Source organism: Leucogemmata humicola, assembly GCF_055379415.1.
Map to the genome: position 1 here is coordinate 3518326 of NZ_AP040875.1, position 26234 is coordinate 3544559.

Here is a 26234-nt window from a genome sequence, read left to right on the forward strand (position 1 = left end):
GAAGATCGGGGGGTTGGCTCGCACCGGGAAGCCCGCGGGACGAAAAGAAAGGGCGTGCCGCGAACGGCACGCCCTTGATTGCACTATTTCGAGAACTATCGCGTCTGCGACCCGGTCGTGACCACGGCGCTGCTTGCCGGCTCCACATGCTCGGCGTCGCGTCGGCCAACCCACATCGGTTCGATCACACAACGATCGAAGTCTGCGCCACGACAGGACGATTTTGCGTTTTCCTGCACCTGACGCCGCACGACGTCCGGATAGCTATTGCAATTCGGCGTATTCGTTCCGTTCACACAGCCGTTGTAGCCGAGCAGCGCTTTGCGCCACGCTCCCTCGCGATCTTCACCGCGATCGACCGCGCGGCCCGTCACCCACCCCAAAATGAAGATTCCATATTTGAGGTTCGTTGAATCCGTATGAATGTTCGTTCCGAACTTGCGCCCCAGAGTGCCGGCCCAGTGCTTGGGATAAACCTGCATGAGCCCAACCGCGCCGACATGCGACTTCGCCGATGACTTGAGTTCGTCGTTCTCGGTGAGCATTACGCCCAGCACGAGCGCAGGCGGAATGCGGCGCATATAGGCTTCGCGCACCGCGACGTCGGCCAGGGACCACGCGCGCTTCACACTGACGTGCCCGGTACGAAGCAGGTCCATCGCGAAAAGTTCGCGGTCGAGCAGGAAGCGCGGCGTCTTGAGCGCTACCTCAGCCGTTCGATGCATCCACGGCGCGCGGAGCTCTGACGAGTCCACGTACGGATGCTCGATGAGCTGCGCGCCAATCGGCTCGTGGCTCACGTAGAAGGGCCGCGAGATGCGCGTAGCGACAACGATGGCCGCCAGACAGCCGACGGCAACCGCAATCTGCGACAAGACGGAGCTCTTCGACGGAATAAACAACCTCCAGAGTCGGAGCAGCGGGGGCGACGGCGGGCCACTCTAGAGAGCGACCCCGGCGGTCCAAAACGGACCTATCTTTCATAACCGGGCACAGCAGCGGCGTTCTTTCGCGCGCGCCCAGGATCAGCCCGTCATGCGGCTGGCAGTTCCCTGCAGGCTGAAGCTTAGCGCGAAGCCACCCCCCGGGCAACCTGAACCGTGACAATTTCCCCGGTCCTGGCGGCACTATTTTTGTGATTCAGACCGCTTCCAGCGCGATCGAACCACAAACATCTCGCGCCCTTTCAAAACACTTCGCACCCATGGGGAGTTCCGTTCCCGTCAATCCCGCAGCCGACGACGCGCCAGAAATCCCGCCGCCGCGCCCGCGCCGCCCCAAGCGGAAGCGACGCGTCCAGCCCGGCGTCCGCTATGCCGTGATCTTCGGCACGCTCCTCGTGCTCGCTGTCCTCGCTCAATTCGCAGTGCACATGGCTCGCACGGATCCGCGCGATACACGCGCCATCGCCGAACGCGAGTTGGAACTCAACACGCTTCAACCAGGCGAACGCGTCATTCGTTCGGTCTCGGTCTTCAAGCGTCCCGCGATTAGCTACTTTCGCGCGACGCGCGGTCTGCTCGTACTCACCAACCGTCGTCTCCTGTACCTCGGCCTCGAGCCGCGTGACCTCCTCGCCGCGCCCGATCTCCCACCGACGTTCGAAGAACGCGACTTCGCGCTCGACACGCTCGTCCGCGTTTCCGCGGGAAGAACATTCTTCGGTATCGCAAAAGCGATCGTCATCGAAACGCCCAACGAATCGCTTCGACTTGGCGTCCCCTCCGACGTCTGGCCGAAAGCGGATCTCGTGATCGTCGCGATGGACGCTCGTCGAGAACGCGCGGTTGCTCAGGGCGCGGTGCAGCGCGCGTTCCTCGCGAAGGCCGAGGCGCAACGAAAGACCGCCGAAGTCGATCGCCGCAAACCGAAGTACTACACCGTGAAGAGGGGCGACGCGCTCGCCAACATCGCGGTCATCTGGAACACCACGCCCGACAAGCTGCGCGAATGGAATCGCCTGGCCGACAATCGCATTCGTGTCGGACAAGTGCTCATGGTCCGTCCAGCGCTCTAGTGCCTAGCGAACGGTCAGGCGCGCCTCACCGTCGAACACCACGCGCAATACGAACGCATTAGAGATCGTATATAACCGATCGACGCGTGCGTCCGTCACGGCGCCCGACAGTTGCAGGCCCGGCGCAAGGTCCCGATTCAACAACTGACCGATCTGGACCTTCAAGCGATCGATCTGCTCTCCCACCGCCAATCGGCCGTGCCCAGTGGCGTCGTCGAGCGCGTGTCGAATCCGCGGCGCACCGAGCGTGGCTTTGATACTCGACATCTTGCTGCTGCTGGCCAGCGTGTATCGAAGATCGCCGATCAGCACGGAGCGCGACGGCACATCGTACCCGATCCGGCCGAGCAAGAAGAACGAACCGGACATGCGTCCTTCCACCCCGACCTTTACGACCACGGTGTCTCCGAGTCCCCATACGGAGACATCGCCGACCTTGATGCCCTTCCCCGCAATTTCTCCCGACATCAATGCCGTTGCGCGACGGCTGAGATCCTCGAACGGAATCTCGATCTCGAGCGGGAGATGAATTCCCGACGGCCTGTTCGATAGCGTGAGCGACGGCAGCGGGCGCGTGTCCGCCGCGGGCTTTGAACCCACGACGACGCGCGGCCGCGCTGTCAATACGATCGCTGTGTTGACCGACGCCCCAGTTCCACTCAGCGCGCCGAGACTCACCGTCGCCGGTGCCATGGTGAGCCACACGGTCGACGCGGAATCGATCGCCATCGGACGCTGCATGGTTCGCCACAGCGAGTCTGCCGCTGGTTTCAGATCGGCCACGGCAGGAATGATCGAATCGAATTGCTGGCGCAGACGCGTCAACTGCCCGTCGATCAGGCGTTTTATCGTTGGTGTTGCGTCGACGCGCAGCAGCGTGACCTGACACGGATCGAGAATGTCTGGCGCGAGTGACGTTGAGCGCGTCGCCAACCGCCAGTCGTTGCGCCAGTAGACGCTCGTGCTCATCCGGAATTCGGCGCGTCGCATTGTCTCTGGCTCGTAGCCACAGCTTGCGATTCCACCAACGCCAGGCAGCGCAACGCGTGCGCGAAAGCGCAAACGTGAGAAGAGCGATATGCGATCGCCCGTCATGGCCAGATCGAGACTGTCGCGGCGATACACGTATTGATGACACACGAAGCCGCCCAGCGCGCTGCATTTTGCTCGATCGAGACTATCCGTAGGCGGAAGTACCGAATCGAGCCGCGCGCGCAGCGACGACATCGCGATCGTGATCGGAAGCACGATCGTTGCCGCCTCGGCCGGTGGAACTGCGACAGCCGTTCCTGGTGCGAGCGATGGAGTCGGAACTTCGAAGTGGCGTGAGCACGCGACCATGACCACCGAGAACAGCCACGCGAAACGCTTCATTTCGTCAGCGCGGGGACGATTCGCCCAACGCACTCGCCAAACCCAATTCGCCGAAACCCTTCGCGCTCGCAGTAGCCCCGCAGCGTGACTTCATCTCCATCCTGCAAGAACGCACGCGTCTCGCCACTCGGCAGCTGGAGTGGCTCGCTGCCGCGCCATGCACGCTCGAGCAGACAGCCACGCGATTCCTTGGTCGGCCCCGACACGGTTCCACTCGCAAGCAAATCGCCGGGCTGCAGATCGCACCCATTGCTCGCGTGATGTGCCACAAGCTGCGCCACCGTCCAGTACATGTCGGTGAACGCGCCTTTACTCACCAGAAACGGCGGCAGTCCGCTCGCGCGCATCTGCGCGGTCGAGAGAAGTACCTCGAGTGAGATCGCGATGCCGCCGCGAGCCGTATTCTGTTCGGAATGCAGATACGGAAGTGGTGCCGGATCACCCGTCGGTCGTTCGAACGCCGCGACGCGAAACGGAGCCAGAGCATCGAGCGTGACCACCCACGGCGACACCGTCGTCGCGAAATTCTTCGCAAGGAACGGCCCGAGCGGCTGATATTCCCACGCCTGCATATCGCGCGCAGACCAGTCGTTGACCAGACACAGGCCAAAAATCGCACGCTCCGCTTCGTCGATCGAAATCGGAGTGCCGCGCGCATTGCCCTCGGCGATGAACGCGCCGACTTCGAGTTCGTAGTCGAGACGACGACTCGGCGCAAAGGTTGGAGCGCCTTCGGCGCCATCGCGCGTCTGTCCCCACGGTCGTCGCACATCCGTTCCACTCGGTACGATCGACGACGCGCGGCCGTGATAGCCAATCGGCACCCACTTGTAGTTCGGAAGCAGTGGATTGTCCGGACGAAACATGCTGCCGACGTTCTGCGCGTGATAAATCGACGCGTAGAAGTCCGTGTAGTCGCCGATTGTCGCCGGAACCGATAGCTCGCAATCGGCCATCGGAATGAGGATCTGCGACGCCGCGCGCTCTGCCCGGCCCGACTCCGACGATCCAGCCGTCATAATCCTGCTGACTGCCGATCGCAGCTGCGACGCGGCGCTACGACCGAGTCGCATCAGCGCATTCAGCGGACCGCCCCCGCACTCTGCAACAATCGCCGACGTCGTCGCATCGAACAGCCCCGCGCTGGCGCACGCAACGACGTCAATGATTTGATCGCCAATCGCGATACCAAGTCGCGCGCTTTCACTCGAGCCGCGCCGCTTGAACACACCGAACGGAAGATTTTGAATCGGGAAATCGGTTACGGCGTCGTTCGCCGATTCAACCCACGATCGCAACTGCGAATCGGTCGTGCTGTCGATCATCGTTAGGCCGTTGCAAGTGTGCGGAGCTCATCTACCGGCTCGCGGAATGAGCACGATCCGAAGGACAGCGCCACCTGCCGACGCATAGCCGCGGCCTGGTCGGCGCTCACAGTGTGGCCGCGCCACGAGATGCTGCCGTCGTGAATCGCGAATGCATTCGCATCACGCTCCTCGAGCACGCGTACGGCAGTCGCATCGTCCAGCCCCTGCGCCATGAGCGCGCTCGCCAGGAAGACGTTCAGGTATCCGTACATCACGCCGCTCGGCGCATTCGGCTCGTAGGACAACCGATACTCCGCGCGAAGCGGGTGATGGAGTCCTGCGGTCGCTTTGAACGACACGCCGCCGTCGAGACAGCAACGGATGAAGCGAATGATGTCCTGCGCCGCTGGAATGGCCGACGCCGTGACACCCCCAGTGCGGATCTTGGCGTGCACTCCTGCGCGAGCGATCGCGGCGATCAGCATTGGATCGCCACCGCTACTCGCGAGCTCGACGAAGACGTCGAAGTCGCCCGCAGCGGCACGACCGAGTCGCTCGATTTCGTCTGCCTGCGACAGTTTGACCTCGAGCGAATCGATGACCGAATCGTTGGCGTGCGCGCGATTGAACTCACGCGCTTGAATCAAGTCGTTGTCGAGATCTGCGCCGAGCAAGGCGGTGAGACGCCACACATCGCCGCCCTGCTGTAGCCCCGCGCGCGCGTCGACATATTCGCCCAGCCGCGCGACCGGTAGCACGAACCGGCCGAGCATCCAGGCGTCGGAGTCGAAACGGTACTCGGCGTAGTTGCGAACGGCCGCTGGCATATCGAGCGCCGCAGGCGGAAAGAGCCCCGCGTAGTCGACGATGCCACCGAGCAGCGCCCGCAGCGCGCTCATTTGCGCAGCTTCTTTCGCGTCTTCACGATCGTGCCGCGGCACTTTGGCGAACCGCAGTGACACGCGTAGAAACGCAGATCTTCTTCGGTGTAGTCGGCGTCGTCCTCATACTGATAGTCATACACCAGCTCCGTACCGGCCGGAATGCTGCGCAGTGCCTCGAGCCAGATATGGCCGCGGGTGATGACCGCCTCGCAATTCGGATCGCACGAGTGATTGAGGAAGCGCGACTCGTTGCCCTCGAACGCGGCATCGACACATGTGCGGTCGTTCAGGACGAACAGGAACGTGTGGTGCTTCCGCATCGCTTCGTCGTCGTATCGACGATCAGCCTCGGGGTTGCTGATCTTCTCGCCGACGTATTCGATCACGCGAGTTCCCTTCGGAATCTCCTGACGTGCGAATCCGCCAAGTCCGTGAATCGGCGAGCGGCGCAACTCCATCCACTCGTTGACCGGGCCGGGTTTTCCCGGCTTCGATGGGCGCGCGCGCTTGGCCGCCGCAGGCTTTTTGGCTGCAACCGCGCGGCGAGTGCCCGCGGTCTTCTTGCTCGAGGATTTCGTTTTCTTTTGCGTCGCCATCGGGAGAGTCGTGAGAAACGTGCCGCGAAAAATACTCAGACGGCACCCGTAAATGCGACACGGGCGCATCCTTTACGAATGCGCCCGCGGCGTTCTCTCCCTCAACATCGATTAGAAGTCGAAGCGCAGTCCGGCGCTCAAGGCCCAGTTGTGCGCCGTATTTCCGGAAATCCCGAGGCCGGTTGCATCCTGAAAGTTGAACTTGCCGATGTAGTCCTTCGCTAGAAAGCGGAGTGCGATCCCTCGACTCACGGTGTAGTCCGCGCCCACGCCGATATTGCCGGCAAAGTTGGTCGCCTGCGTGTTGATCACCGACTCGTTGATGTCATACCGGATTGCGCCAACGCCCGCCTGGATGAACGGTGCAATGGGCATCGACTTCTCCGTCTCCGAGCCGAAGTTGTACTCGAGTCCCGCGTCGTAGATCAACATCGAGCTATGCCCCACCGACACGCCGCCGAGAATCGGAATCCCGACTTTGATGTCCGACGCGGTGTAGCCAAGGTTGCCGACGAGCGACAACTGCGGCGCGAGCGAGAGATTGACCTGGGTTCCGTACATCGGGCCAGGCGCGTTGCTCAAACTCGTTCCGAGCGGCCCAGAGAGATATTTGCCGAAGATCATGTAGCCGACGTACGGCTCGACGTGAAGCACTGTGCCGGAACCTGGCGCCTGTGCAACCGCGGGTAACGCCGCTAAGAGGCTCGCGATGAATGAGGCGAGCGCGAAGTAGACTCCACGAAAGCTGCGCATGAGAGTGAGAGCTGAGTGTTGGCCTGCGAAACCGCCTGCACACGCTCACAAGGCACGGGAAAGACCACCCGGCCGCGGCCTGGGGAAGTCATTCTAATCGCTGGGGTTAGCTCTTCAGCCGCTCCTGCACGTCATTCGCGATCGTCCGCTCGAGGGGACGCTTCTCCGTCCTCGGATGTAGCCGACTGGTCTTCCGGTATGGTCTCTGCATTTACGGCAGGCAACACAGACCAATCGACGAGCGAGAAATGAGCAAACTGCTGCGCGGACTTGCCGCGGGTTACGGCGCGAAGAAAATGGGCGGCGGATGCTTCAGCACCGTTCTCATCTTCATCATTCTCTGGTGGCTGCTCGGCCACTTCGGAATCTTCAAGTAGCCTTTCGCGGCGGTTTGATCTTCCAGCCGAATCGCTTCAGAGATACGCGACCGGAGGCGTCGACCTCGACGCCTTCGCGCTGAAGACGAATTCGCTGAGTGAGCCCCGACGAACGGCCGGCGCGCTCCAGACTCAAACGCCCCTGCGCATTGATGACGCGGTGCCACGGCAGCGCAGTCCCATCGCGCAACGCGCTGAGTGCATACCCAACCAAGCGCGCCTGCCGATCCAAGCCAGCAAGGCGCGCGATGGTTCCGTACGTCGTGACTTTGCCGCGAGGAATCTTTCGCACGGCAGCATAGATCCGCTCGTGCGACGTACGCTCCGGACTCACGACCCGACGGCAGCCGCCTCGCGGGACGACTTCCCGAGCGATCGAATCGCCGGCTTCGACGCCAGCCGCTCACGAATCAACGCCCGAACTTCCGCCAGCTCGGCGCCGTCGAGCTCGAGGCGCGGAGGACGCACGACGGCGTTCCCCTGACCAACCTCAGTCTGAACGAGCTTGATCAGCTGCACGAACTTCGGAACGGTGTCCAAGCGAAGCAGCGGAAGGAACCACTCGTACAACCGGCGCGCATCGTCCCAGCGCCCTTCACGCGCTGCCTCGAACACTTCCACCGACTCCGCCGGAAGCGCGTTCACCAGACCGGCCACCCAGCCGCTCGCACCCATCGGCACGGACTCGACGATCATGTCGTCCATCCCCGCGAAGATCACCAAGCGATCGCCATTCGCTTCGCGCACCGCAGTCACGCGACGAACGTCGCCGCTCGATTCTTTCACCGCATGCAGGTTGGCGTGCCGCGACAGCTCGCGCATCTGCGCCGGCGTCACGTCGGTCCCGTAAGCGATCGGATTGTTGTACAGCATGCACGATAGCGGCGTCGCGCTGATCACCGCCTCGAAATGCGCCTTGCTCTCGCGCCAATCGCCCTTGTACACGTAGGGTGGCAGCACCATGAGCCCATCGCATCCCACAGCAGCCGCTCGCTTGGCCAACGCGACGCAGTCGGCGGTGCTCAACCCTGCGATTCCGGCAATGACCGGAATTCGGTGGCCGAGGGCCCGCTTGCATGTTTCGAGAATGCTGATCTTCTCATCAAACGACAGGGTCTGCGCCTCGCCAAGCGAGCCGAGCGCAACGATCGCATTACACCCGTTGTCCGCGAGCCAGACGACGTGTTTCGACAATCGCGCGTGGTCGACCGAAAGGTCCTCGAGGAACGGCGTGGTGATCGCCGGGAACACACCCTTCCAGTCGTGTTGCTGCATGTCGAAACGCCCCCAGTGCGTTGGCTCGGTTCAGTCGCCATTGCCCAGCATCGTCGAGAGCTGGGTTGGCTGAATGGGCGGGCGGACCGAATCTCCAGTCCAACCCATGATGGATTCTAATGCGGCACCGCAGATTCGGCCCTGACAGGGCCCCATACCGGCGCGGGTGTAGAGCTTGGCCTGACGCGCCGACCACGCGGGATTCAGTTCGCTAAGCCGGACGTCTTCGCAGCGACAAACGATCGTATCCGGCTTGGCGAGCGCAGTCACCTCTCGACGAAGCGAGAATGCGTCATCGAGCCGCCGCGCGTAGCCTCGCAAGGCACGTCGACGCGAGAGCAACTGCTCCGGAATCGGCGAGCCGGTTGCGGCTCGCCCCGCAATCTCCCCCTCGACCAGCGAGAGTTCCACACCACCAATTCCCGTCGGCTCCCCTGCGCAAAACACGTCTCGAACTGTCGTTGCCTGCCGATCGTTCACGCTCACGGTTCCGCCGGAGACAGCACACCCAATGAGCCGCGCAAGTTCGGTATTCGGAACCAGGCCGAACGCAGCGCAGACGACGTCGCACTCGATCTCACGAGTCGTCCGGCCGTCGGTGAGCACCGCGCGCTCGACTCCGGTATTTCCCGATACACTTTCAATCCACGTTCCCGTCGCGTAGCGCGTCCGCACGAACGCCGCGCGCAATCGAGCGGCATCTGCGAGCATCGACGGACTCCGCCACAGCGACAGCGCGAAGCGCACGACACGAATTGCCGGGGCTTGCTCCGCGACCAGCGCAATCTCGGCGCCCGCCTGGCGGAGCGATGCCGCGACCGGAAGTAGCAATGGGCCCGACCCTGCAATGACCACACGTCGTCCGCGAAACGACATTCCTGTTTTCAAAAACGCCTGCGCACCACCAATTCCGAACACGTTCGGCAGCGTCCACCCTGGGAAAGGGAGAAAACGCTCACGCGCGCCGGTCGCGAGAATCAAACGTCCCGCCGCGACGTGCAACGGCCCATCCTTGCCGCTCGCCGTGACGACAAATCCGGCGCCGTCGGACGAGTGGACGTCGACCACGGACGTCCCAGTCAATATCTCCGCACCACTCGCGCTGAGTCGATCGTTCCAGCGACGCGCTTGCGCCGGCGGCGCCTTGGACACGCTCGGCCGCCAAATCTGACCGCCCGGTCGCGTTCCCTCGTCCACCATCAGTACGCGCGCACCCTGCTCCGCCGCACCACTCGCGGCGGCAATCCCCGCAGGCCCGCCGCCAACGACGAGAACGTCAACACGGAGACGGTCCTGAGTCATGGCGCCTCGGATCGAATTGCCGTGGTGTCGACCTTCATTCCCGGCACGACAGTCGTCAGACACGCGCGTTGATGCGCCGTCCCGTCGATGGTCACCCGACACTCGTAGCATACGCCCATTCCGCACAGCGGAGCGCGCGCTTCTCCAGTCTCCGATCGGCGGAATCCAACGATTTCCGCGTTGAGAAGTACGCTCGCAACGGATGCGCCGGCCATTGCAGCAACGCGGCGATCATCTACGACGATCTCGACGGTCTCGGCGGTCATGCGCTCTCCTCTGACGCGTGCTCAGCGAGCGCGCGCGACGGCCAGAATGGCGACGGATCAATCGCGGGTACGCGACCGCCAACCTGATCGGCGATCAACTGCGCCGTCGCAAGCGACGTCGTGATTCCGAGACCCTCGTGTCCGGCGGCGACCCAGAGTCCAGGCACGCCTTCCCACGGACCAATCAATGGAAGTTTGTCAGACGTGGCCGGCCGAAATCCCGTCCATGAGCGCAGGATTGAGAGATCTCGCAATCCGGGAAGAAACTCCACCGCGCGCGCGAGCATTCGCCGCAGAATGTCGTGATTGATCGACCCGTTCCAACCAACCAACTCGCGTGAAGAACCGATGAGCACCTGCCCAGTCGAACGTGGCTGCACGTTGAACGCGACAGATTCGTTGGTCATTACGTGCGCACTCGTGAGATAGCCGAGCTCGACGAGTTGATGCCGGCAGAAACGCGGATATCGATCCGTGATCGCGAGATGCCCCTTCCGCGGTACGATCGGCAGCCCAGGCGTGAGCAATCCTGCCGACGGGCCTGCGGCGTTCACGACGACATCCGCATGCAGCGTTTCTCCGTTGCACCGAACGCCGTTAGCGAGGATCTCGCGCACCTCGACGCCTTCCCTGAGCTTCGCGCCGCGGGCAATAGCAAGCTCGATCAAGCGGACCGTCACACCTGGCGGATACACGACGCTGTCGCCCGGCACGCGAAGCGCGCCGACGAGACCCTTTCGCAGACTCGGCTCGGCATTGCCGAGAGCATGCTCATCGAGAAGCTCCGTTTCGATTCCCGCCGAGGCGTATACACGCTGCTTGTCGCGCACGGCGTCGAGTTGCGCCGTGTCTTCGGCGACCCACAGCGTGCCACACGCGTCGATTTCTGCGCGTCGATCGAGTTGGGAGCGCAGCTCAGCCCAGAGCTTGGCGGAATACGCGGTGAGTGCGAGCTGCTCGGGCGAGTCATCCATCGCAACGACGTGGCCCATTCCCACAGACGTCGTCCCGGCGCTGGCGAACGACCGTTCGAGAATCGTTACGTGCCAACCGTCGTTGGCGAGAGCCGCCGCGCACGCCGCACCAACGATCCCCGCTCCGACGACAATCGCCTCGGAGCGTCCGTGCGCAGTCACGACCGGCCGATGCCCAGTCGAAATGGATCAGCAGGATCGAAACGGAGTGTCGCCTCGCCCGTCACGAATGCCTGTCCGCGAATGTGCGGAATGAGGTCGCCGTTCGCCCCCTCAGTCAGCCAGCCGACGAAGCGGCTGCCCGTAATGCTTTCCTGCCGCCACTCTTCGCCAACGCTGAGACGCTTTCGTGCGTGCAGCACCGCCATGACCGCCGACGTTCCCGTTCCGCACGGCGAGCGGTCATATTCGCCCCCCGAGCATAGCACGAAGTTTTTCGCGTCGGCGTCGGAGCGCGTCGCCGGGCCGGACACTTCGATGTGGTCGATCGGAACACCGCCCGCCGGCTTGGTGGCCGTGATGGCATTCTGAATGGCCTGCGTGATCCGCGTCAATTCGCCGACATGAGACATCTCTAACGGAGAATCCAGGTGCGTCACGAAAAACCAGTTGCCGCCGTATCCAACGTCGCCCACGACTCGACCCAAGCCAGGCACATCCACAGCGACGTCGAGCGCATGACACCGCGCCGCGACATTCTCGATCGTCACCGAACCGTCGGCGTTCAACTCGGCAGACACCGTCCCGACCGGCGTGTCGAAGCGCGCCACTCCGGCGGACATCTGACCGAGATGCGCCAGCGTGCGCACCACGCCAATCAGGCCGTGGCCACACATGCCCAGATACGTCTCGTTGTTGAAAAAAATTACGCCCGTGAGCGAATCAGCATTCACCGGCGGCGTGAGCAGCGCGCCGACGATCGCCGCGTGCCCGCGCGGTTCGCACACGACCGCTTGACGGAGATGATCGTGTCGCCGGCGCAGATCCTCGCGACGCTCTTCCATCGTCGCGCCGGCCGGCTGCGGCCACCCGTCGACGACCACGCGAGTCGGCTCGCCTTCGGTGTGCGAATCAACCACACGAATGGTCGTCGGCGTTTCGCTCATGGGTTGATCTGTACGGTCCTGATCTCAGTGTAGAACTCGCGCGCAGCCGGCCCCTGCTCGCGGCTGCCTGAACTCGAGCCCTTGACTCCACCAAACGGCGCGTGCGGATCGACGCCGGTCGTGTCACCATTCACGCGCACCATTCCCGCATCGATGCGATCGATGTACCGCAGCGCGCTCGCGAGGTCGCGAGTGAACAACGCCGCGCTGAGTCCGTATGGCGTCGAGTTGGCAATCGCGATCGCCTCGTCGAGATCATCCGCAACGAACGACGCCAGCACCGGACCGAATAGCTCGCGCTGCGCGATGGCCGAATCGTGTGACGCACCTCGCACGATCGTTGGCGGGACGAAGAAGCCGCGCGCGAACGCATCGGTCTTTGGCACTTCGCCAACGTAAATGCACTCGGCTTCCATCTCATCGAGCGCGCGTTTGATCGACGACCGCGAACTGTCGCTGATCACCGGACCGATCGCTGCCGTCGCGTCCGTGACGGGTCCGATCGGCAACGCCGCAACCTGCGCGCGCAACTCCGCGAGGAACGCGTCTTCGATCTGGCGCGCAACGACGACTCTGCTCGTCGCCGTGCACTTCTGTCCGGCGTAGCGCATTGCGCCACCCGCTGCGAGGGCCGCGGCTTGGCGAAGATCGGCATCCGGCATCACGATCGCGACGTTCTTGCCGCCCATCTCAGTCTGATACCGAATGTTGCGCGCGGCCGCCGCCGCAGCGACGCTCGCGCCAACCCGACCTGAACCGGTGAAGCTCACCGCACGAACTGCATCCGCTCCGATGAGCGCCGAACCGACGTTGGCCCCCGCGCCGAGAACAACGTTGAATACCCCGCGAGGAAGGCCCGCCGCCTGCGCGCATTCAGCAAGCACGATCGCCGACTGCGGAGACATCTCCGACGGCTTGAGGACCACCGTGTTGCCGAATGCGATCGCTGGAGCCGCCTTCCACAGTGGAATTGCCACTGGAAAATTCCACGGCGTGATCAGCGCCACGACGCCGAGCGGCTGGTGTGAGCTGAATTGCAACGCGCCCGCAACCTGCGCCGGGATCACATCGCCAATTCCGCGAACTGCTTCGCCCGCGTAGTACCGAAGAATCACTACGCACCGCCCCACTTCGCCGCGCGCTTCAGCGATCGGCTTTCCGACTTCGCGCGTCAGTAGCTGCGCCAACTCCTCCGAACGCGCGGCGATTGCGCCAGCCCACTTGTGCAGGAACTCCGCGCGAGCAGGACCGGTGGTCGCGCGCCACGTAGGATACGCAGCGCTGGCTGCCGCTACAGCTGCGGCAACATCGTCGATGGTACCCGCGGGGACGTGCGCGAGCACATCCTCCGAGTCCGATGGATTGACGTCAGCGATCCACGAATCGGACTCGCTGGCTCGCCAATCTCCGTCGACGAAATGTTTGAGACGAGCGGGGGCGCTCACCGGGTGGTGAGCGGCGGAGCCGCGGCGGCACCGCGCTGCTGCTGCAGCAGGCCGAGAAGAGAGCTACCCGCCCCGAGGATATGCGTGCGCATCAACGACGACGCCGAGGCCGCATCCTTTTCGCGAACGGCATTCGCGATCGCGCGGTGCTCGTCGTTGGCGCGTTGACCACCATGTGTGAGCAGCACCTGCATTCGGAAATATCGATCGCTGTGCTGATGCAGTTTCTGCAGAACACCCATTGTCAGATTTCGATTCGCTGGCGCATAGAGCGCCGCATGAAAGTGCCAGTTCAACGGACCCCAGCGCGTCGCCTCGCCGGTGAGCAACGCGTCCTCGAATTCGTCGAGAACATCCACAGCGCGATCGAGCTGCTCCGCGGTCATCTTCGGGATGGCTCGCGCCAATAGGTCGCACTCGATTTCCGCGCGCAAATCGAAGAGCTCGTCGATTTCATCGAGGGACAAACTCGACACGACGGCACCGCGATGCGGACTGAACGTGACGAGTCCCTCCGCCTCGAGCTGTCGAAGCGCCTCACGAACCGGAATTCGACTCACGCCGAGATCGTCGGCAAGCGCGTCCTGGCGGAGTGGCTCACCCTCGGGGTAACTACCACGAAGGATCCTCTCACGCAGCGCCTCGACGGTCATGCTCGCGATGGTCTGCCGCTGAATCGGCGTCACGCCTGCGCGCGAGCTGGACGGTGTCATCGAAAAAACTGGTGTTGCTGGGGCGTCGGGGGCCAAACGGCGGGTCATCCTACTCCACGATTGATGTCGAGGATACGGCCGGATACAGTATCCTCGACGTTATACACTAGCAAGCTCAAAAAGGATGTTCTTTACACGCGCCACGCCCTATCCAAGGCACGGTTCCCGTGGCATCGTGTACACTGGTCCGACACACGTCGCTCGTGCTCTCTCCCTGCCTCCCTTCCTTCCCCTCACCGGACAACCATGCAGGCACCTTCGGACGCCACTGGCTTTAGCATCGCTGCACTTGGCGCACGCGACTGGCTGTTCATTGCGCTCGGCCTCGCTACCGCAGGCTACCTGGCGGTGCTGGCCCGCGCCTACAAAGCGCTGCCCGTCTCCGTCATCGCCTTTATCTCGAACTTCTTCGACACACTTGGCATCGGGTCGTTCGCAACGACGACGTCTGCCGTCCGCTACTTCAAGCTAATCCCGGATGAGCTCATTCCTGGCACCCTCAACGTTGGATACGTCGTTCCAACGGTGGTCCAGGCGTACATCTACACCCAGCTCGTTCCAGTCGAATCCAAGACGCTGATCTCGCTGATCGCGGCCGCCGTCCTCGGCGCATGGCTCGGTGCCGGCGTCGTTTCGTCGTGGCCGCGCCGGAACATTCAGCTCGTCATGGGTATCGCGCTGATCATCTTCGCCACGATCATGCTGCTCGGTCAGCCGCAGATCGGCCTGCTCCCCGTCGGCGGCGACGCGCTCGCTCTGACTGGTGGAAAGCTCGCGCTCGGCGTGCTCGGCAACTTCGTGCTCGGCGCTCTGATGCCGGCAGGAATCGGCTTGTACGGCCCGTGCATGATCCTCATCTATCTGCTGGGAATGAAGCCCACTGCGGCATTCCCGATCATGATGGGTTCGTGCGCGTTCCTCATGCCGCTCGCCAGCGTCCGCTTCATTCGTGCGGGCACCTACGCCAAGAACGCTGTCATCGGCATGTTGATCGCCGGAATTCCCGCCGTCTTCGTCGCCGCACTCATCGTGAAGTCGCTCGACCTCGCCACGGTGAAGTGGCTCGTCGTCGCCGTCGTCGCATATGCTGCCATCAGCCTGCTTCGCGCTGCTCGTCGAGAGAAGGACGTCGCCAGTCGCGCGACGTCCGCGGAGGCACAGCCGGCGGTCTAGGCCCGATGCATCACTCGGTTGATCGCCAGTAGAACGCGATCGAAGTCCGAGATCTCCTGCCCGAGTTGTTTCCGACCGGACGCCGTCAGCGTGTAGTACCGCGCTCGGCGTCCGGTTGGCGTTTGTCCCCACTCGGACGTCACCCAGCCTTTTTGTAGCAGACGTTCGAGCGCCGGATAGAGCGATCCCTGCTCTACCTGCAACACTTCGTCGGACAGCTTCTCGATGTGTTGCGCGATCGCATAGCCGTGCAACGCGCCAAGTGTGAGTGTGTGCAGCACGAGCATGTCCAGCGTGCCTGGAAGCAGATCACTGCGCGATGAGCCCTTGGGCATGTTTAGTCTCCTCTCATCGCGATAGTTGGGTCGAGACGCGTCGCGCGTCTGGCAGGAAAGAACGACGCTGCCATCGCTACCGCCGTGAGCAGCACGATCGTCGCACCGTACGCCAGCGGATCCGTCTGCGCCGTGTCGAACAGCAAGCCTTTGATCAACCGGCCGCCGGCCCACGCGCCAAAGCACCCGAGCGCCAAGCCGAATCCGGCAAGAGTCAACGACTCGCGAACGACCAGCGATGCGATCATCTGGTCGGTCGCCCCGAGCGCCTTTCGCACACCCATTTCGCGAGTGCGCTGAGAGACGCCGTACGCGATCACTCCATACATGCCGATGGCCGCGAGCACGAGTGCACAACCCGCGAACACTCCAATCAGCGTCATCGACAATCGGCGCGGGGCGAGCGTGCCGGAGATGAGATCTTCAACGAGCCCAAAGTCGCGCGCACCCTCTGCTCCGCTGCGCACCAGACGCGGATCGATCGCCATGATCGCCTTCTGCAATTGCGGAACTGATCGCGCGCCATCCCGAGTGCGTATCACGAACGATCCCCACGGCCACGTCTCGAGCGTATACGGCACGTACACTTCGGGGCTTGGCGGCGTATCCTGACTCGTTTGATGAACGTCACCCACGACGCCCACCACAATGCCCGGAAGTGGTTGCCCAAAATCCGCTCGTGCCTGCGATGATCGGCGCACGGTGATCCGGTGACCGACTGCATTCTCGCCGGGCCAATAGAGCTTGGCCATCGACGCGTTGATCACGAAGCTTCCGCCGGGTGATCGCATGTCGTCATCGGTGAACCAACGCCCGCCGACCATCGACATCTTCATTGTCGGGAGATAGCTCGCAGAGACGGTTCGATAGAACACCTGTCGCGATGCCGTGTCAGTGCCCGTACGTCCTTCAACCTCGACCGGGGTCGGCATTGCTGCTGCGCCAAACGGAAAGTGCTGGATGAACCCTGCGTTCACCACGCCAGGCACTGTTCGCGTAGCATCCATGATGCGCGTGTACAGCGCTGCCGCGTCAGCCGGCGTCTTGTACACGCCCGACGGCGCCGTGATCATCACGGAAATGAGATCGTGCGGATCAAATCCAACATCGACCGCCGCTGCACGACGAAAGCTCTGCAGCAATAGCCCCGCGCCGACCAACAGCATCAGTGCGAGCGCAAACTGAATCGTCACCAGCACTCGGCGCAGTCGCGACTCTGAACGAAGACCCACAGAACCGAACGAGCCCGCGCGAAGCGTCTCGCCGCCAGTCGGTCTCGTCGCCCGCAACGCCGGCCAGACTCCGCAGAGCAGCGCGGTGAACAGCGACGCGACGGCCGCCACGAGCAGCACGCGATGGTCGATGCTCAACTCTTCGGCCCGCGGCAACCGACCTGCGGGCAGTTTCTTGGCAAAGCTCACCGCTACCGTAGCGATCACTGTTCCGAGGCCACCTCCGACTATCGCGAGGATCAGACTCTCCGTGAGCAACTGACGAACGATCCGTCCTCGGGATGCGCCGAGTGCGCTCCGCACCGCCAGTTCGCGTGTGCGGCCAGCGACGCGCGCGAGTAGAAGATTCGCGACGTTGGCGCATGCAAGCAGCAAGACCGCGGCGGCCGCACCGGCGAGTGTAAGCAGCATCGGCTTGATGTTGCCAATGATCTCGTCGCGCACCGAGTACAGCGCCGGCGCCCATCGCGCTTGCTCGGTCGGATACGCCGATCCTAGTTGCGCCGCGATCGTTGCCGACATGGCAACGGCGCGCGCCGAGTCGATGCCCGGTCGAAAACGTGCGAGCGTCCGGCTGTCGACGTGCAAGCCGCGCCGCGTGAGTATTTCCTTATGCCTGTACTGTGACAGTGGGCGCCAGAGCGCCGCGAATCCTGGATACTGCGCGCCGGCGGGAAGCACGCCAACCACGGTGGTTGGAATGCTGTCGATTGCCACGAGACGGCCAACGATGTTGGGATCGCCGCCGAAACGCTGTTGCCACAGGCCATACGCCATCACGACCGCCGGCGGCGCACCATCGCGCTGATCCTCCGCGGTGAGAACCCGCCCAAGGATGGGGCGCACAGCGAGCAGCGGGAAGAACGACGAGTCGACGAAGCCCGCCAGCGCCCGCTCGGTCTTGTCACCGACAGCGATCGCCACGCCGTCGCCTCGCACGAACGACAGGCCCTCGAACGCTTTCTGCATGCCAGGGTCGCGCTGCCAATCTGCGACCGTCGGATACGACGGCGGTCGAAAGCCGCCGCGATCGTCGCGCTCGAGCATCACAGCGAGTGCGCCGGCATCGCGGAACGGCAGCGCGTGAACTAACACATGGTCGACGACGCTAAGCACGGCAGTCGTTGTCCCAATGCCGAGTGCAAGCGTGGCAATCGCCACTATGGCGAAGCCGGGCGACCTGCGAAGCGATCGGAAGAGATGCGTCGCGTCGCCACGGAGCGCGTCCAATCCGCCGAGTCCAGCCGCCTGGCGCGTCTCCTCGCGAAGATACGTCGCGTTCCCAAAGCGGCGCCTCGCGGCCCCTTCGGCGTCGGGATGCATGGCTCGGTTCTGCTGAGTCGCGTCCAGCTCGACGTGGAAACGCATTTCGTCCTCGAGCGCGCGATCGTATTCCGTGCGTCGAGTCCACACTCTCAACCGGTGGCGAATTCCGTCGATCAGTGACATCGGAGGCTCGGGAAGGACGTATATGTCGACTGCCTACCTATTATAGGTAGACTGTCGACATATGCGCAAGAGAGCGCGCGTTACCCGAGTTCGCCCTCGGGATCCTTAGTGGCAGAACGTTTTGACCTGGTCGGCCACGTATGGCCGGAGCTTGGCGAGATAGTCCAGATACTGCTTCGCGGCGTCGGGCGCTGCGGCGCCCCCGCTCACCAGGTTGATCTCCGCCTCGGTCAGCGAAGAGTCCGCCAGCTTCGAGAGCTCGCAGCTCTTCGTGGTCGGCGCCTCGGTCGCGGCAGACTGCCCCACTGACAGCGCCGACGCCCCCAGAAGGAAGCGCGCCTCGGCGGTCGGGGCGAGGCGTGCGGCCAATGCGAGAAATCTCATCGCGCGCTGGAACTCGTCGCGCTTTTGCGACGCCGTCGCGGACTTGAACAACGCGTTTCCGCGAGCCAACGCGAACTGCGCCGCCGTGGCAGGATCCTCGCCGTGCGACGGCGCGCTCTCGATCGCCACGAACGCACTGTCGACCTGGCCCGCGTCCATTTCGAGCTGAGCGAGTTGCAGAAAACCGTGCGGAAGGCGCGGGTTGGCGACGAGTGCACGCTTCGTTTCGGCCAAGGCGGCAGCAGCGTTCCCAGAACTCTTGAACGCCTGCGCCGCCATCACGTGTATCTCCGGACTGTCAGGAAACGACGCCAGGCCCCGCGGGAGCGCTGCGTCGCTCTCGCTGCGAAGCATTTGCAGATACGCCACGTACAACGGCGCGTCCTTTGGAAACTTTGCCACACCGACTGCTGCCGTCGCCAGCGCGCGCGACGGCTGACTATCGGCCCGATACGCATTCGACAACCGCGCGTAGAACTCCGGTTCGGCCTGAGTTGCCGCATCGCGACTGAGCAGTTGCTCACCAACGAGTACGGCGCCCTTCCAATCGGACGTGGCGAGGTGCACGAGCCAACGCAGCTTCAACAAGACGAGATTGTCGGCATGCTGCGTCGTCGCGCGATCGATGAGCGGCTGCGCAATCGCAGCATTGCCCTCGCGCGACAGCGCATTCACCACCGTCTCTGTCAGGTCTTCGTTCGTCGAGTCTGTGGAGAGAAGCTTGACCCACGCAGGCGCGGCCAAGCTTCCCTTTCCCGCGCGATCGAACGCCGACGCGAGCGCTTCGAGCGCCGCAGGGTTCATCGGCGCGTTTTGCAGCGTCGCCTGCGCAACGGCAATGATCGTGTCTGGCGCGACGTCGAGCTTGGCGAGCGCGTTGAGTAGGCACACACGAGCCGGGACGGCGCGCGAATACGCAGCAATTGCGGCCGCCGCGGCCACCGCCGCTTCGTTGGCTTTTCCGTCGCGAAGCAGGTTCTCGCACTGACGCAACGGAACAAACTGTCGTCGCGCGGCGATGACTTCCTTTGCTGCAGCCTCCGCGGCGTCGTTGACGGATGCCCCTTCCGCGGTGATTGGCTGCATCAGGCGCAGATCGCGAATCAGCGTGAGCGACAGCGCAACGGTAACTCTTCCCTCGCCGCGCGCGACGCTGCCCGTTACGCGCTCGTCCGCGCGAAACTTCTTGGCCATCTCGCGGAGCTCGCCGTCGCTGAGGACGACGTTTTCCTCAAAGCCGGAGAGCCGAAGCCAATCGTCCAGGTCGCCCGCGGACACCATGCGGAGCTCACTCCTCTGGAACGCTGACGCAACGCGCGACCGCACCACGTCGGTCGCGCGACCCGCCAGGCCACGATCGGCGCCGGCGAATGCCGGCACCACCATGATCTGCGTCGTAAATCGTTGCTGCGCGCCGGCCGTGGCGAGCGCCGCGAAAACAAAGAGTGCCGCTACTCGGAACCGCATCGCCGATAAACGCAGCTCGAGGTGGGATCCGGACGAGGCCCATGCCTCGCCGGCGAGTGACGAGCAAGATACTGCCCGACCACGGTCTTCGGCCAATCGGCCCACGCGCGACGGCGATCCTTGACAAGCGACGAGCCCGCACACGGTGCGGGCTCGCGTTTCCATCGTTGGGACGCGTCGATGAGTCTACTTCACCACGATCTGGCCAGACATCACGGACGCTCCGTGAATGCTGCAGTGATACTTGTACGTGCCGGGCGCGGTGAACGTCCGGGCAAAGTCGCCAGCGTCTTGTGTCTGCGACACGATGTTGCTCCCGTCGTCGAACGTAATGTTGTGCGTGGGACAGCTACTCGAGCCTCCCCCACCGCCATATCCGTCGCCGTATCCATCAGCGGTACACGTCGCCCACTTCCACGTCACCGTGGTTCCCGTGTTCACTGTGACGGCGGTTGGATTGAACGCCGTGCCAACGAGGTTCACGGTGTTTGGCGTCACCGGTGGCGCAGACGGTGGATTGTTGCCCGTCGTTGGCGACGTACCATATCCGTCCCCGCCTGCTCCACCACATGCAGCGACGGCGATCGTCGCCAGCGCCACGCGAAATAACTGTTGCTTCAACATGCCTTCCTCCGAGCAATGGCCGATTCGACCGACAAATCGCATCTGCTCCGAAGAAGTTCCTCCGCCGTTCGCCAGCGATCAGCAGACTTGAACTACCGTCCTGGAATCGGGGCGCCGTCGGGCGGAAACGCCTGGCGTCGGCAGACATCGACTAGATAACTAGTTGACAGCCTGGTCAGCCCGTTGTAGGATCGACTATACAATTAGTCATTGATTGGCCCCCTCCCGCCGATTGTGGGGTGTGCCTCGAAGATCCGGTCCGACGCAATCGAAACATCTTGTCTGCCAGGTACGGTATGACAAGCAACCCTCTCGGCCATAACGCTCTCTAACGGAACGGCGCTTGGTTTCGCGCCGACGAACGTCGCGACCACGCTGGCTCAACGCCGAACAATTACTCGCGCATGAACTCGACTTGCCCCCCGCTAGTCCGCTCCAATCCGCTGACATGCAGAATTGCGCGCCGCGCGGTCGTCGCGTGTGCCATGGCGCTTGCTAGCGGCCTTGCCTCACCGGCGAATGCGCAGTCGGTGAGTGTGGCCGGACCTGCGGAAGTGATTCGCGGACGGATCACGAGCGATTCTGGCAAACCGCTCGCGGCGACGGTCATCGTTACGCGCGGCCCCGACCGGCTCACGCAGCAGACGACCGCCGACAGCAACGGCGTGTATAGAGTGCGGTTCGATCCGGGCACCGGCGACTACCTCGTCTACGTGAGCGCCACGGGCTTCCGTGCCGCGCGCCGACGCGTTCAGCGCCAAGGATCCGAGACCGAGCTGATTGCGAATTTCACACTCGCAGTCGACCTCACGCTTCTCGCCGCCACACGCGTCAACGCCGATCGGCCGGTTCGGGCGACCAATCCGGTCGGACCCATGCAGGTCGAGACGGGAGCATCTGAACGCTATAGCGACGGAGTGAATGGCCAACTGCCTCCCACACTCGCGGGAGATCTGAGTTCTCTAATGGGCACACTGCCCAACGTCACGATGACTCCGGGCGGACCTTCCATTCTCGGCTCCGGCCCCGGATCGACGTTGACGACGCTCAACGGGATGGCCACCGGCGCCGCGAGCGTGCCACGAGCGGCGCGCACGGAGACGCGCGTTACCGGCGCCACCTACGATGCCACACGCGGCGGCTTCTCCGGTGCCAACGTCGACGTCCGCCTCGCCGCCGGGAATCGCGGTTATCAGCAGCGGAACGCGTTTCTGACGGTCAATCCCCGATCGCTCCAGTTCACCGATCCAACGTCGCGCGCACTCGGCGCCACGAATGGCGGGTTCCGCGCTAGCGCCGGCGCCGATGGTGAGATCATTCGTGACGCGCTGACGTACAACGTCTCGATCGACTTCGTCCGCAACGCAAGCGACCCGGCGACACTGCTCAATGGCGGCGGCGACGTCTTTCTGCGAGCCGGCGCATCGCCCGATTCCGTCCAGCGTCTCGTATCAATCGTAAATCCGCTCGGCCTGGCGTTGACCAACTCGAGCATTCCACGTGTGCGCCAACACGACGGTTTCACATTTCTCTCGCGCTTCGACGACACGCGCGACACGCTCGATCACCGGATGCTCACTGCGTTCGGGAGCGTCAACACCGACGGCGCACAAGGCTTCGGGGTTCTATCTGCGCCGTCCACGTCCAGTGAGCGCCGCCAGCGTTCGTTCGGCGCACAGTACGTTCAGGACAACTATGTTGGCCCTGGCCGGCGCGTGCTCAATGAAACGCGGCTGTCGGCGAGCGCGAGCGGCACGAGGACAACGCCGTATCGGCAAACACCCGCTGCCTCGGTGCTCCTGCGCTCTGTCGATGCCAATGGCGGTATCGACGTCAGCAACGTTCAACTCGGCGGCGGAGCAGCCACGGCAAGCAATAGCTCGACCTGGCTGGCCGACGGCGCCAACGAGACGACGTGGAATCTCGGCGGACGCCGGCATCATTACAAAACGCTCCTGTGGGCCCGCGCGGATGGAGTGCGTCAGGAGTCGCACGCCAACGAACTCGGATCGTTCGCGTTCAACTCGATTGCCGACCTGAGCGCCGGGAACCCGAGCTCGTTCACGCGAACGTTGTCGCAGCCGGTGCGGCAGGGTAGCACGTGGAACACCGCTGCCGCATTCTCATACGAATACGCGCCAACCGCCTTCTTCAGCACCATCTCTGGGTTGCGCGTCGAGGCCGACGGTTTCGCGAGCACCCCTTCGGCCAACCCCACGCTGCAGAACGCACTCGGCGTACAGACTGGAGTCGCGCCGACGCGCGTCCATCTGAGTCCGCGGCTTGGCTTCAGCTACCGGTACAACCGCGATCGCGACAACACCGGCGGCCTCATGCAGAATCAGGTTGGCCGCTACCTTCGAACGCCGACCGGAACGTTGCGCGGCGGCATCGGTGACTTTAGAGATCTCCTACAGCCGGGAATCATCGCTGATGCACGCGCAAACACCGGCTTGCCTGGTGCAACCTCGTACCTGTCCTGTGTCGGCAGCGCGGTCCCGTCGCCGAATTGGGCAAACTTCTCGTCGGCGACGTCAACGATTCCATCGGTCTGCGTGGACGGCAGCGGCGCCCTTGGCGAGCTCGCTCCGCCAGTGACGCTCATCTCGCGGTCGTACGACGTGCCGCATAGTTGGCGCGCGTCGCTCGACTGGGGATCGAACTTCAACCGATTTCTCGTTCAGGTGAGTACGCTCGCATCGTATGATCTCAACCAACCGGGGATCGTCGACGCGAACTTTGGCGGCGCCCAACGCTTCACGCTACACGACGAGGGCAACCGCCCAGTGTTCGTGCCGCCTGCGTCGATCGACGCGGCCAGCGGATTTGTGTCGGCGGCGAGTGCGCGCCTCTCGAGTCAATTCGGCGCGGTCAACGAGCGCGTGAGCGATCTGCGCGGATACGGCGGCCAGATGACGATCCGCGTCTCGCCCGATTGGCGGTTTCGTGGAGGATTTCCGCTCTACGGATCGGTCGGCTATACCCTGCAGTCGATTCGGCGACAGTACCGCGGGTTCGATGGCGCTGCGGTCGGCGATCCGCGCGCGACAGAATGGGCGCCGAGCAACAATGATGCGCGCCATGTCTTCGTCCTCGCAGTTGGAACGTCGAATTCATATCTCGGTGCAGTCACGCTCTCGGCGCGCACGCAATCGGGCTTGCCGTTCACACCAATCGTTCAGGGTGACGTAAATGGCGACGGACGCTCGGGCGATCGGGCATTCATTCCGAATCCGGCGGTAACCAGCGACGCCTCCCTCGCGTCTGCGCTGCGCACGCTGATCGCGAACGGGTCGTCGACGGCGCGTGAGTGCGTCAGCGCAAACCTCGGCCGTATCCCCGAGCGCAACGCGTGTCGTGGGCCGTGGACCGAGTCGCTGAACATGCAGTGGGCCCCGCGACTACCACAGAAGTTTGCGCAGCGCATCACGACAACGGTCTATCTCCAGAACGTGCTCGCGGGCGTCGATCAGGCCTTGCATGGAAGCGCAGGCTTGCACGGCTGGGGATCGCCGGCGGCGCCCGATCCAGTGCTCCTCGTGCCGCGCAGCTTCAACGCAGCAGCCCAGTCATTCCGCTACGATGTCAACGCTCGCTTTGCGGATACCAGACCGGGCCGCACACTGCTCGCCGATCCGTTCCGGCTGATGGTTGATTTCTCGGTGAACCTGACGGTCAACCCCGACCTGCAACAATTGCGTCGCGCTGTCGAACCCGTCAAAGGCCTCTCGGGCTACGTACGCCGCGGCCCCGATTCACTGGAGGCGTTCTACCTTCGACAGACGTCGAGCATCCACAAAGTACTATTGGCGCAGTCTGATTCGCTTTTTCTCACGAGCGCACAGACCATATCGCTGCGTCGCGCCGATTCGGCGTTCGCGGCGCAGGTTCTGGCGATCTACGAGCCGCTCGCGCAGGCCCTCGCCAAAGGCGAGGGCGGCGCCGGCAAGGCCGAGCTCGACCTGGTGACGTCGACGCAGAAGGCGTACTGGAAGGTGTTCTGGCAGCAGCCTGACATCGCCGATTCAATCATCACGCCGGCGCAACGACAATTGATGCCGGTCATGCTCAATCTGCTGAGCGTTCCGAAGGAGTCGCGGCAGTTTGCGCAGTTCCGGTTTGGAAGCCCCGTCACGCTGCCCCGTCGACCAGCGCCTGCACCGGCGATCACGCCCCACGACTAACAAGGCGTCGCCAGGAGACGGCAAAAGAAAAGCGGCCAACTGCAATGCAGTTGGCCGCTTCGAACATCACATTTCCTGGGAATAGCAGGGGTGGGACTCGAACCCACGACCCCGGCATTATGAGTGCCGTGCTCTAACCACCTGAGCTACCCTGCCAGAAACAAACCGGCCGGCCCTCTCGGACCGGCCGGTAAATAGCGGGGGCGGGATTTGAACCCGCGACCTTCGGGTTATGAGCCCGACGAGCTACCAGGCTGCTCCACCCCGCGTCAGTCTGAGTAAAGTATTCGAGCCCCATCGAGAGTCAACCCGCAACGCCATTCCCGACGTGACCATCGCGTCCGGAAGGCCGTCATTTGCCTAGCGCCCAAGCCTTTCCCTCTTTTCGCCGGACCCTTCTGATATGGCCCTCCAACGGCAACTGGCGGCACCGACCTATCTCGTCGCCTTTGCGCTCGCCTGCATCCCGCCGATCGACGCCGTGATGCAAACGCTTCCCATGCGAATTCACGACCCGCGCTGGCGCTTCGGCGCGTTTGGCCTGCTGAGCAACGCGATGATGCTCCCCGTTGTCGGGCTCCTCATCGCGTTCGTCGCCGCGGCGATGTTCGATCACCGCCTCCTGCAGCGCACGCTCGGGATCGTTTCGCTGACGATCGCTGTCGTGGCCGCCGGAGCCCTGATCATTTTCGGGCTCGATGCACTTCAAGTGCGTCAACAGGTCCAGCCCCCACAGCAACTCGCCTTCCGCGTTGCGAGCACGACGGCCGTGACCAAGGCACTACTTGGCATCATCACGCTCGGGGCCTTTGGGCTGGCGTCATTCAGCGGCCCACGATTGCGCCGAGAAAAAGGACAACGCCCGGATCTCATCGTGGGACGGAAGATGGCGGGCGTGGGACAACGGGCACCTGCACCAAGCGAACGAATCGCCGAAGGTGAGCCAGCCGCCGAAGGGAAGTAGCTCACTACGAAACGGACCAACCTGCTGTACGCG

The 26234-nt window shown here is 63.5% G+C and carries 23 protein-coding genes and 2 tRNA genes; 5 read left to right on the top strand and 20 right to left on the bottom strand.

The genetic code is table 11. The features are described 5' to 3' along the window. Nucleotides 1-95 precede the first annotated feature (95 nt). A complete protein-coding gene (locus AC6H4Z_RS14915) occupies nucleotides 96-875 on the bottom strand; it encodes a transglycosylase SLT domain-containing protein (RefSeq protein ID WP_497542751.1) in 780 nt (259 codons plus the stop codon). A 329-nt stretch (nucleotides 876-1204) separates the two neighbouring features. Between AC6H4Z_RS14915 and AC6H4Z_RS14920 the strand changes: the two genes are divergently transcribed. Beyond that, nucleotides 1205-2017: a LysM peptidoglycan-binding domain-containing protein gene (locus AC6H4Z_RS14920; protein WP_497542752.1), complete on the top strand. Its 813-nt coding sequence runs from the start codon at nucleotides 1205-1207 to the stop codon at nucleotides 2015-2017. A gap of 3 nt (nucleotides 2018-2020) precedes the next feature. Here AC6H4Z_RS14920 and AC6H4Z_RS14925 read toward each other — a convergent pair whose 3' ends face one another. The 5 genes from AC6H4Z_RS14925 to AC6H4Z_RS14945 form a co-directional block, all read right to left on the bottom strand. Beyond that, nucleotides 2021-3391, bottom strand: a complete 1371-nt coding sequence (locus AC6H4Z_RS14925; protein ID WP_497542753.1) for a DUF4403 family protein — start codon at nucleotides 3389-3391, stop codon at nucleotides 2021-2023. Further along, nucleotides 3388-4716 carry a fumarylacetoacetase gene (gene fahA / locus AC6H4Z_RS14930; protein ID WP_497542754.1) on the bottom strand — a complete coding sequence of 443 codons (1329 nt, stop codon included), beginning with the start codon at nucleotides 4714-4716 and terminating at the stop codon, nucleotides 3388-3390. Before fahA ends, AC6H4Z_RS14925 begins: the two co-directional genes overlap by 4 nt. 2 nt (nucleotides 4717-4718) lie before the next feature. Continuing rightward, nucleotides 4719-5597 carry a hypothetical protein gene (locus AC6H4Z_RS14935; protein WP_497542755.1) on the bottom strand — a complete coding sequence of 293 codons (879 nt, stop codon included), beginning with the start codon at nucleotides 5595-5597 and terminating at the stop codon, nucleotides 4719-4721. Continuing rightward, complete coding sequence (locus AC6H4Z_RS14940; RefSeq protein WP_497542756.1) at nucleotides 5594-6178, bottom strand: SET domain-containing protein; 585 nt, start codon at nucleotides 6176-6178, stop codon at nucleotides 5594-5596. Before AC6H4Z_RS14940 ends, AC6H4Z_RS14935 begins: the two co-directional genes overlap by 4 nt. A gap of 111 nt (nucleotides 6179-6289) precedes the next feature. Continuing rightward, a complete protein-coding gene (locus AC6H4Z_RS14945) occupies nucleotides 6290-6931 on the bottom strand; it encodes an outer membrane beta-barrel protein (RefSeq protein WP_497542757.1) in 642 nt (213 codons plus the stop codon). 248 nt (nucleotides 6932-7179) lie between these two features. Between AC6H4Z_RS14945 and AC6H4Z_RS14950 the strand changes: the two genes are divergently transcribed. Then, on the top strand, nucleotides 7180-7308 hold the full coding sequence (locus tag AC6H4Z_RS14950) for a hypothetical protein (RefSeq protein ID WP_497542758.1): 129 nt from the start codon (nucleotides 7180-7182) through the stop codon (nucleotides 7306-7308). Here the strand turns inward: AC6H4Z_RS14950 and AC6H4Z_RS14955 are convergent. The 8 genes from AC6H4Z_RS14955 to AC6H4Z_RS14990 are packed head-to-tail and all read right to left on the bottom strand — an operon-like array spanning nucleotide 7301 to nucleotide 14389. Next, complete coding sequence (locus AC6H4Z_RS14955; protein WP_497542759.1) at nucleotides 7301-7642, bottom strand: MGMT family protein; 342 nt, start codon at nucleotides 7640-7642, stop codon at nucleotides 7301-7303. The two genes, AC6H4Z_RS14950 and AC6H4Z_RS14955, sit on opposite strands and share 8 nt — an antisense overlap. Further along, on the bottom strand, nucleotides 7639-8583 hold the full coding sequence (locus tag AC6H4Z_RS14960; protein WP_497542760.1) for a dihydrodipicolinate synthase family protein: 945 nt from the start codon (nucleotides 8581-8583) through the stop codon (nucleotides 7639-7641). The genes AC6H4Z_RS14955 and AC6H4Z_RS14960 overlap by 4 nt, the downstream gene beginning before the upstream one ends. Nucleotides 8584-8613: 30 nt before the next feature. Then, complete coding sequence (locus AC6H4Z_RS14965; protein ID WP_497542761.1) at nucleotides 8614-9885, bottom strand: FAD-dependent oxidoreductase; 1272 nt, start codon at nucleotides 9883-9885, stop codon at nucleotides 8614-8616. Beyond that, nucleotides 9882-10151 carry a (2Fe-2S)-binding protein gene (locus AC6H4Z_RS14970; protein WP_497542762.1) on the bottom strand — a complete coding sequence of 90 codons (270 nt, stop codon included), beginning with the start codon at nucleotides 10149-10151 and terminating at the stop codon, nucleotides 9882-9884. The genes AC6H4Z_RS14965 and AC6H4Z_RS14970 overlap by 4 nt, the downstream gene beginning before the upstream one ends. Continuing rightward, nucleotides 10148-11287, bottom strand: a complete 1140-nt coding sequence (locus AC6H4Z_RS14975; RefSeq protein ID WP_497542763.1) for an NAD(P)/FAD-dependent oxidoreductase — start codon at nucleotides 11285-11287, stop codon at nucleotides 10148-10150. Before AC6H4Z_RS14975 ends, AC6H4Z_RS14970 begins: the two co-directional genes overlap by 4 nt. Then, nucleotides 11284-12231, bottom strand: a complete 948-nt coding sequence (locus AC6H4Z_RS14980) for a proline racemase family protein (RefSeq protein ID WP_497542764.1) — start codon at nucleotides 12229-12231, stop codon at nucleotides 11284-11286. The genes AC6H4Z_RS14975 and AC6H4Z_RS14980 overlap by 4 nt, the downstream gene beginning before the upstream one ends. Then, nucleotides 12228-13676, bottom strand: a complete 1449-nt coding sequence (locus tag AC6H4Z_RS14985) for an aldehyde dehydrogenase family protein (RefSeq protein WP_497542765.1) — start codon at nucleotides 13674-13676, stop codon at nucleotides 12228-12230. Before AC6H4Z_RS14985 ends, AC6H4Z_RS14980 begins: the two co-directional genes overlap by 4 nt. Then, a complete protein-coding gene (locus tag AC6H4Z_RS14990) occupies nucleotides 13673-14389 on the bottom strand; it encodes a GntR family transcriptional regulator (protein WP_497542766.1) in 717 nt (238 codons plus the stop codon). Before AC6H4Z_RS14990 ends, AC6H4Z_RS14985 begins: the two co-directional genes overlap by 4 nt. A 246-nt stretch (nucleotides 14390-14635) precedes the next feature. Here AC6H4Z_RS14990 and AC6H4Z_RS14995 point away from each other — a divergent pair, with 246 nt between their 5' ends. After that, nucleotides 14636-15562, top strand: a complete 927-nt coding sequence (locus AC6H4Z_RS14995) for a sulfite exporter TauE/SafE family protein (protein WP_497542767.1) — start codon at nucleotides 14636-14638, stop codon at nucleotides 15560-15562. Here the strand turns inward: AC6H4Z_RS14995 and AC6H4Z_RS15000 are convergent. The 4 genes from AC6H4Z_RS15000 to AC6H4Z_RS15015 form a co-directional block, all read right to left on the bottom strand. Further along, the gene (locus AC6H4Z_RS15000; RefSeq protein WP_497542768.1) at nucleotides 15559-15897 is read right to left on the bottom strand and encodes a PadR family transcriptional regulator; all 339 of its coding nucleotides are present in this window, start codon (nucleotides 15895-15897) and stop codon (nucleotides 15559-15561) included. The genes AC6H4Z_RS14995 and AC6H4Z_RS15000 overlap by 4 nt on opposite strands. A gap of 2 nt (nucleotides 15898-15899) precedes the next feature. Continuing rightward, nucleotides 15900-18578, bottom strand: a complete 2679-nt coding sequence (locus AC6H4Z_RS15005; protein ID WP_497542769.1) for an ABC transporter permease — start codon at nucleotides 18576-18578, stop codon at nucleotides 15900-15902. 105 nt (nucleotides 18579-18683) lie between these two features. Next, on the bottom strand, nucleotides 18684-20429 hold the full coding sequence (locus AC6H4Z_RS15010) for a hypothetical protein (RefSeq protein WP_497542770.1): 1746 nt from the start codon (nucleotides 20427-20429) through the stop codon (nucleotides 18684-18686). A 186-nt stretch (nucleotides 20430-20615) separates the two neighbouring features. Beyond that, nucleotides 20616-21053, bottom strand: coding sequence for a cupredoxin domain-containing protein (locus AC6H4Z_RS15015; RefSeq protein WP_497542771.1), 438 nt, complete (start codon nucleotides 21051-21053; stop codon nucleotides 20616-20618). 485 nt (nucleotides 21054-21538) lie between these two features. Here AC6H4Z_RS15015 and AC6H4Z_RS15020 point away from each other — a divergent pair, with 485 nt between their 5' ends. Continuing rightward, nucleotides 21539-25237: a carboxypeptidase-like regulatory domain-containing protein gene (locus AC6H4Z_RS15020; protein ID WP_497542772.1), complete on the top strand. Its 3699-nt coding sequence runs from the start codon at nucleotides 21539-21541 to the stop codon at nucleotides 25235-25237. Nucleotides 25238-25319: 82 nt separating this feature from the next. On the opposite strand, the gene AC6H4Z_RS15025 is transcribed toward AC6H4Z_RS15020, so the two are convergent. Together AC6H4Z_RS15025 and AC6H4Z_RS15030 are read right to left on the bottom strand one after the other, a co-directional pair. Continuing rightward, nucleotides 25320-25393: transfer RNA gene (locus AC6H4Z_RS15025), tRNA-Met, on the bottom strand. Nucleotides 25394-25432: 39 nt separating this feature from the next. Continuing rightward, nucleotides 25433-25506 (bottom strand) — tRNA-Met (locus tag AC6H4Z_RS15030). 134 nt (nucleotides 25507-25640) lie between these two features. Between AC6H4Z_RS15030 and AC6H4Z_RS15035 the strand changes: the two genes are divergently transcribed. Next, nucleotides 25641-26201 carry a hypothetical protein gene (locus AC6H4Z_RS15035; protein ID WP_497542773.1) on the top strand — a complete coding sequence of 187 codons (561 nt, stop codon included), beginning with the start codon at nucleotides 25641-25643 and terminating at the stop codon, nucleotides 26199-26201. Nucleotides 26202-26234 lie beyond the last annotated feature (33 nt).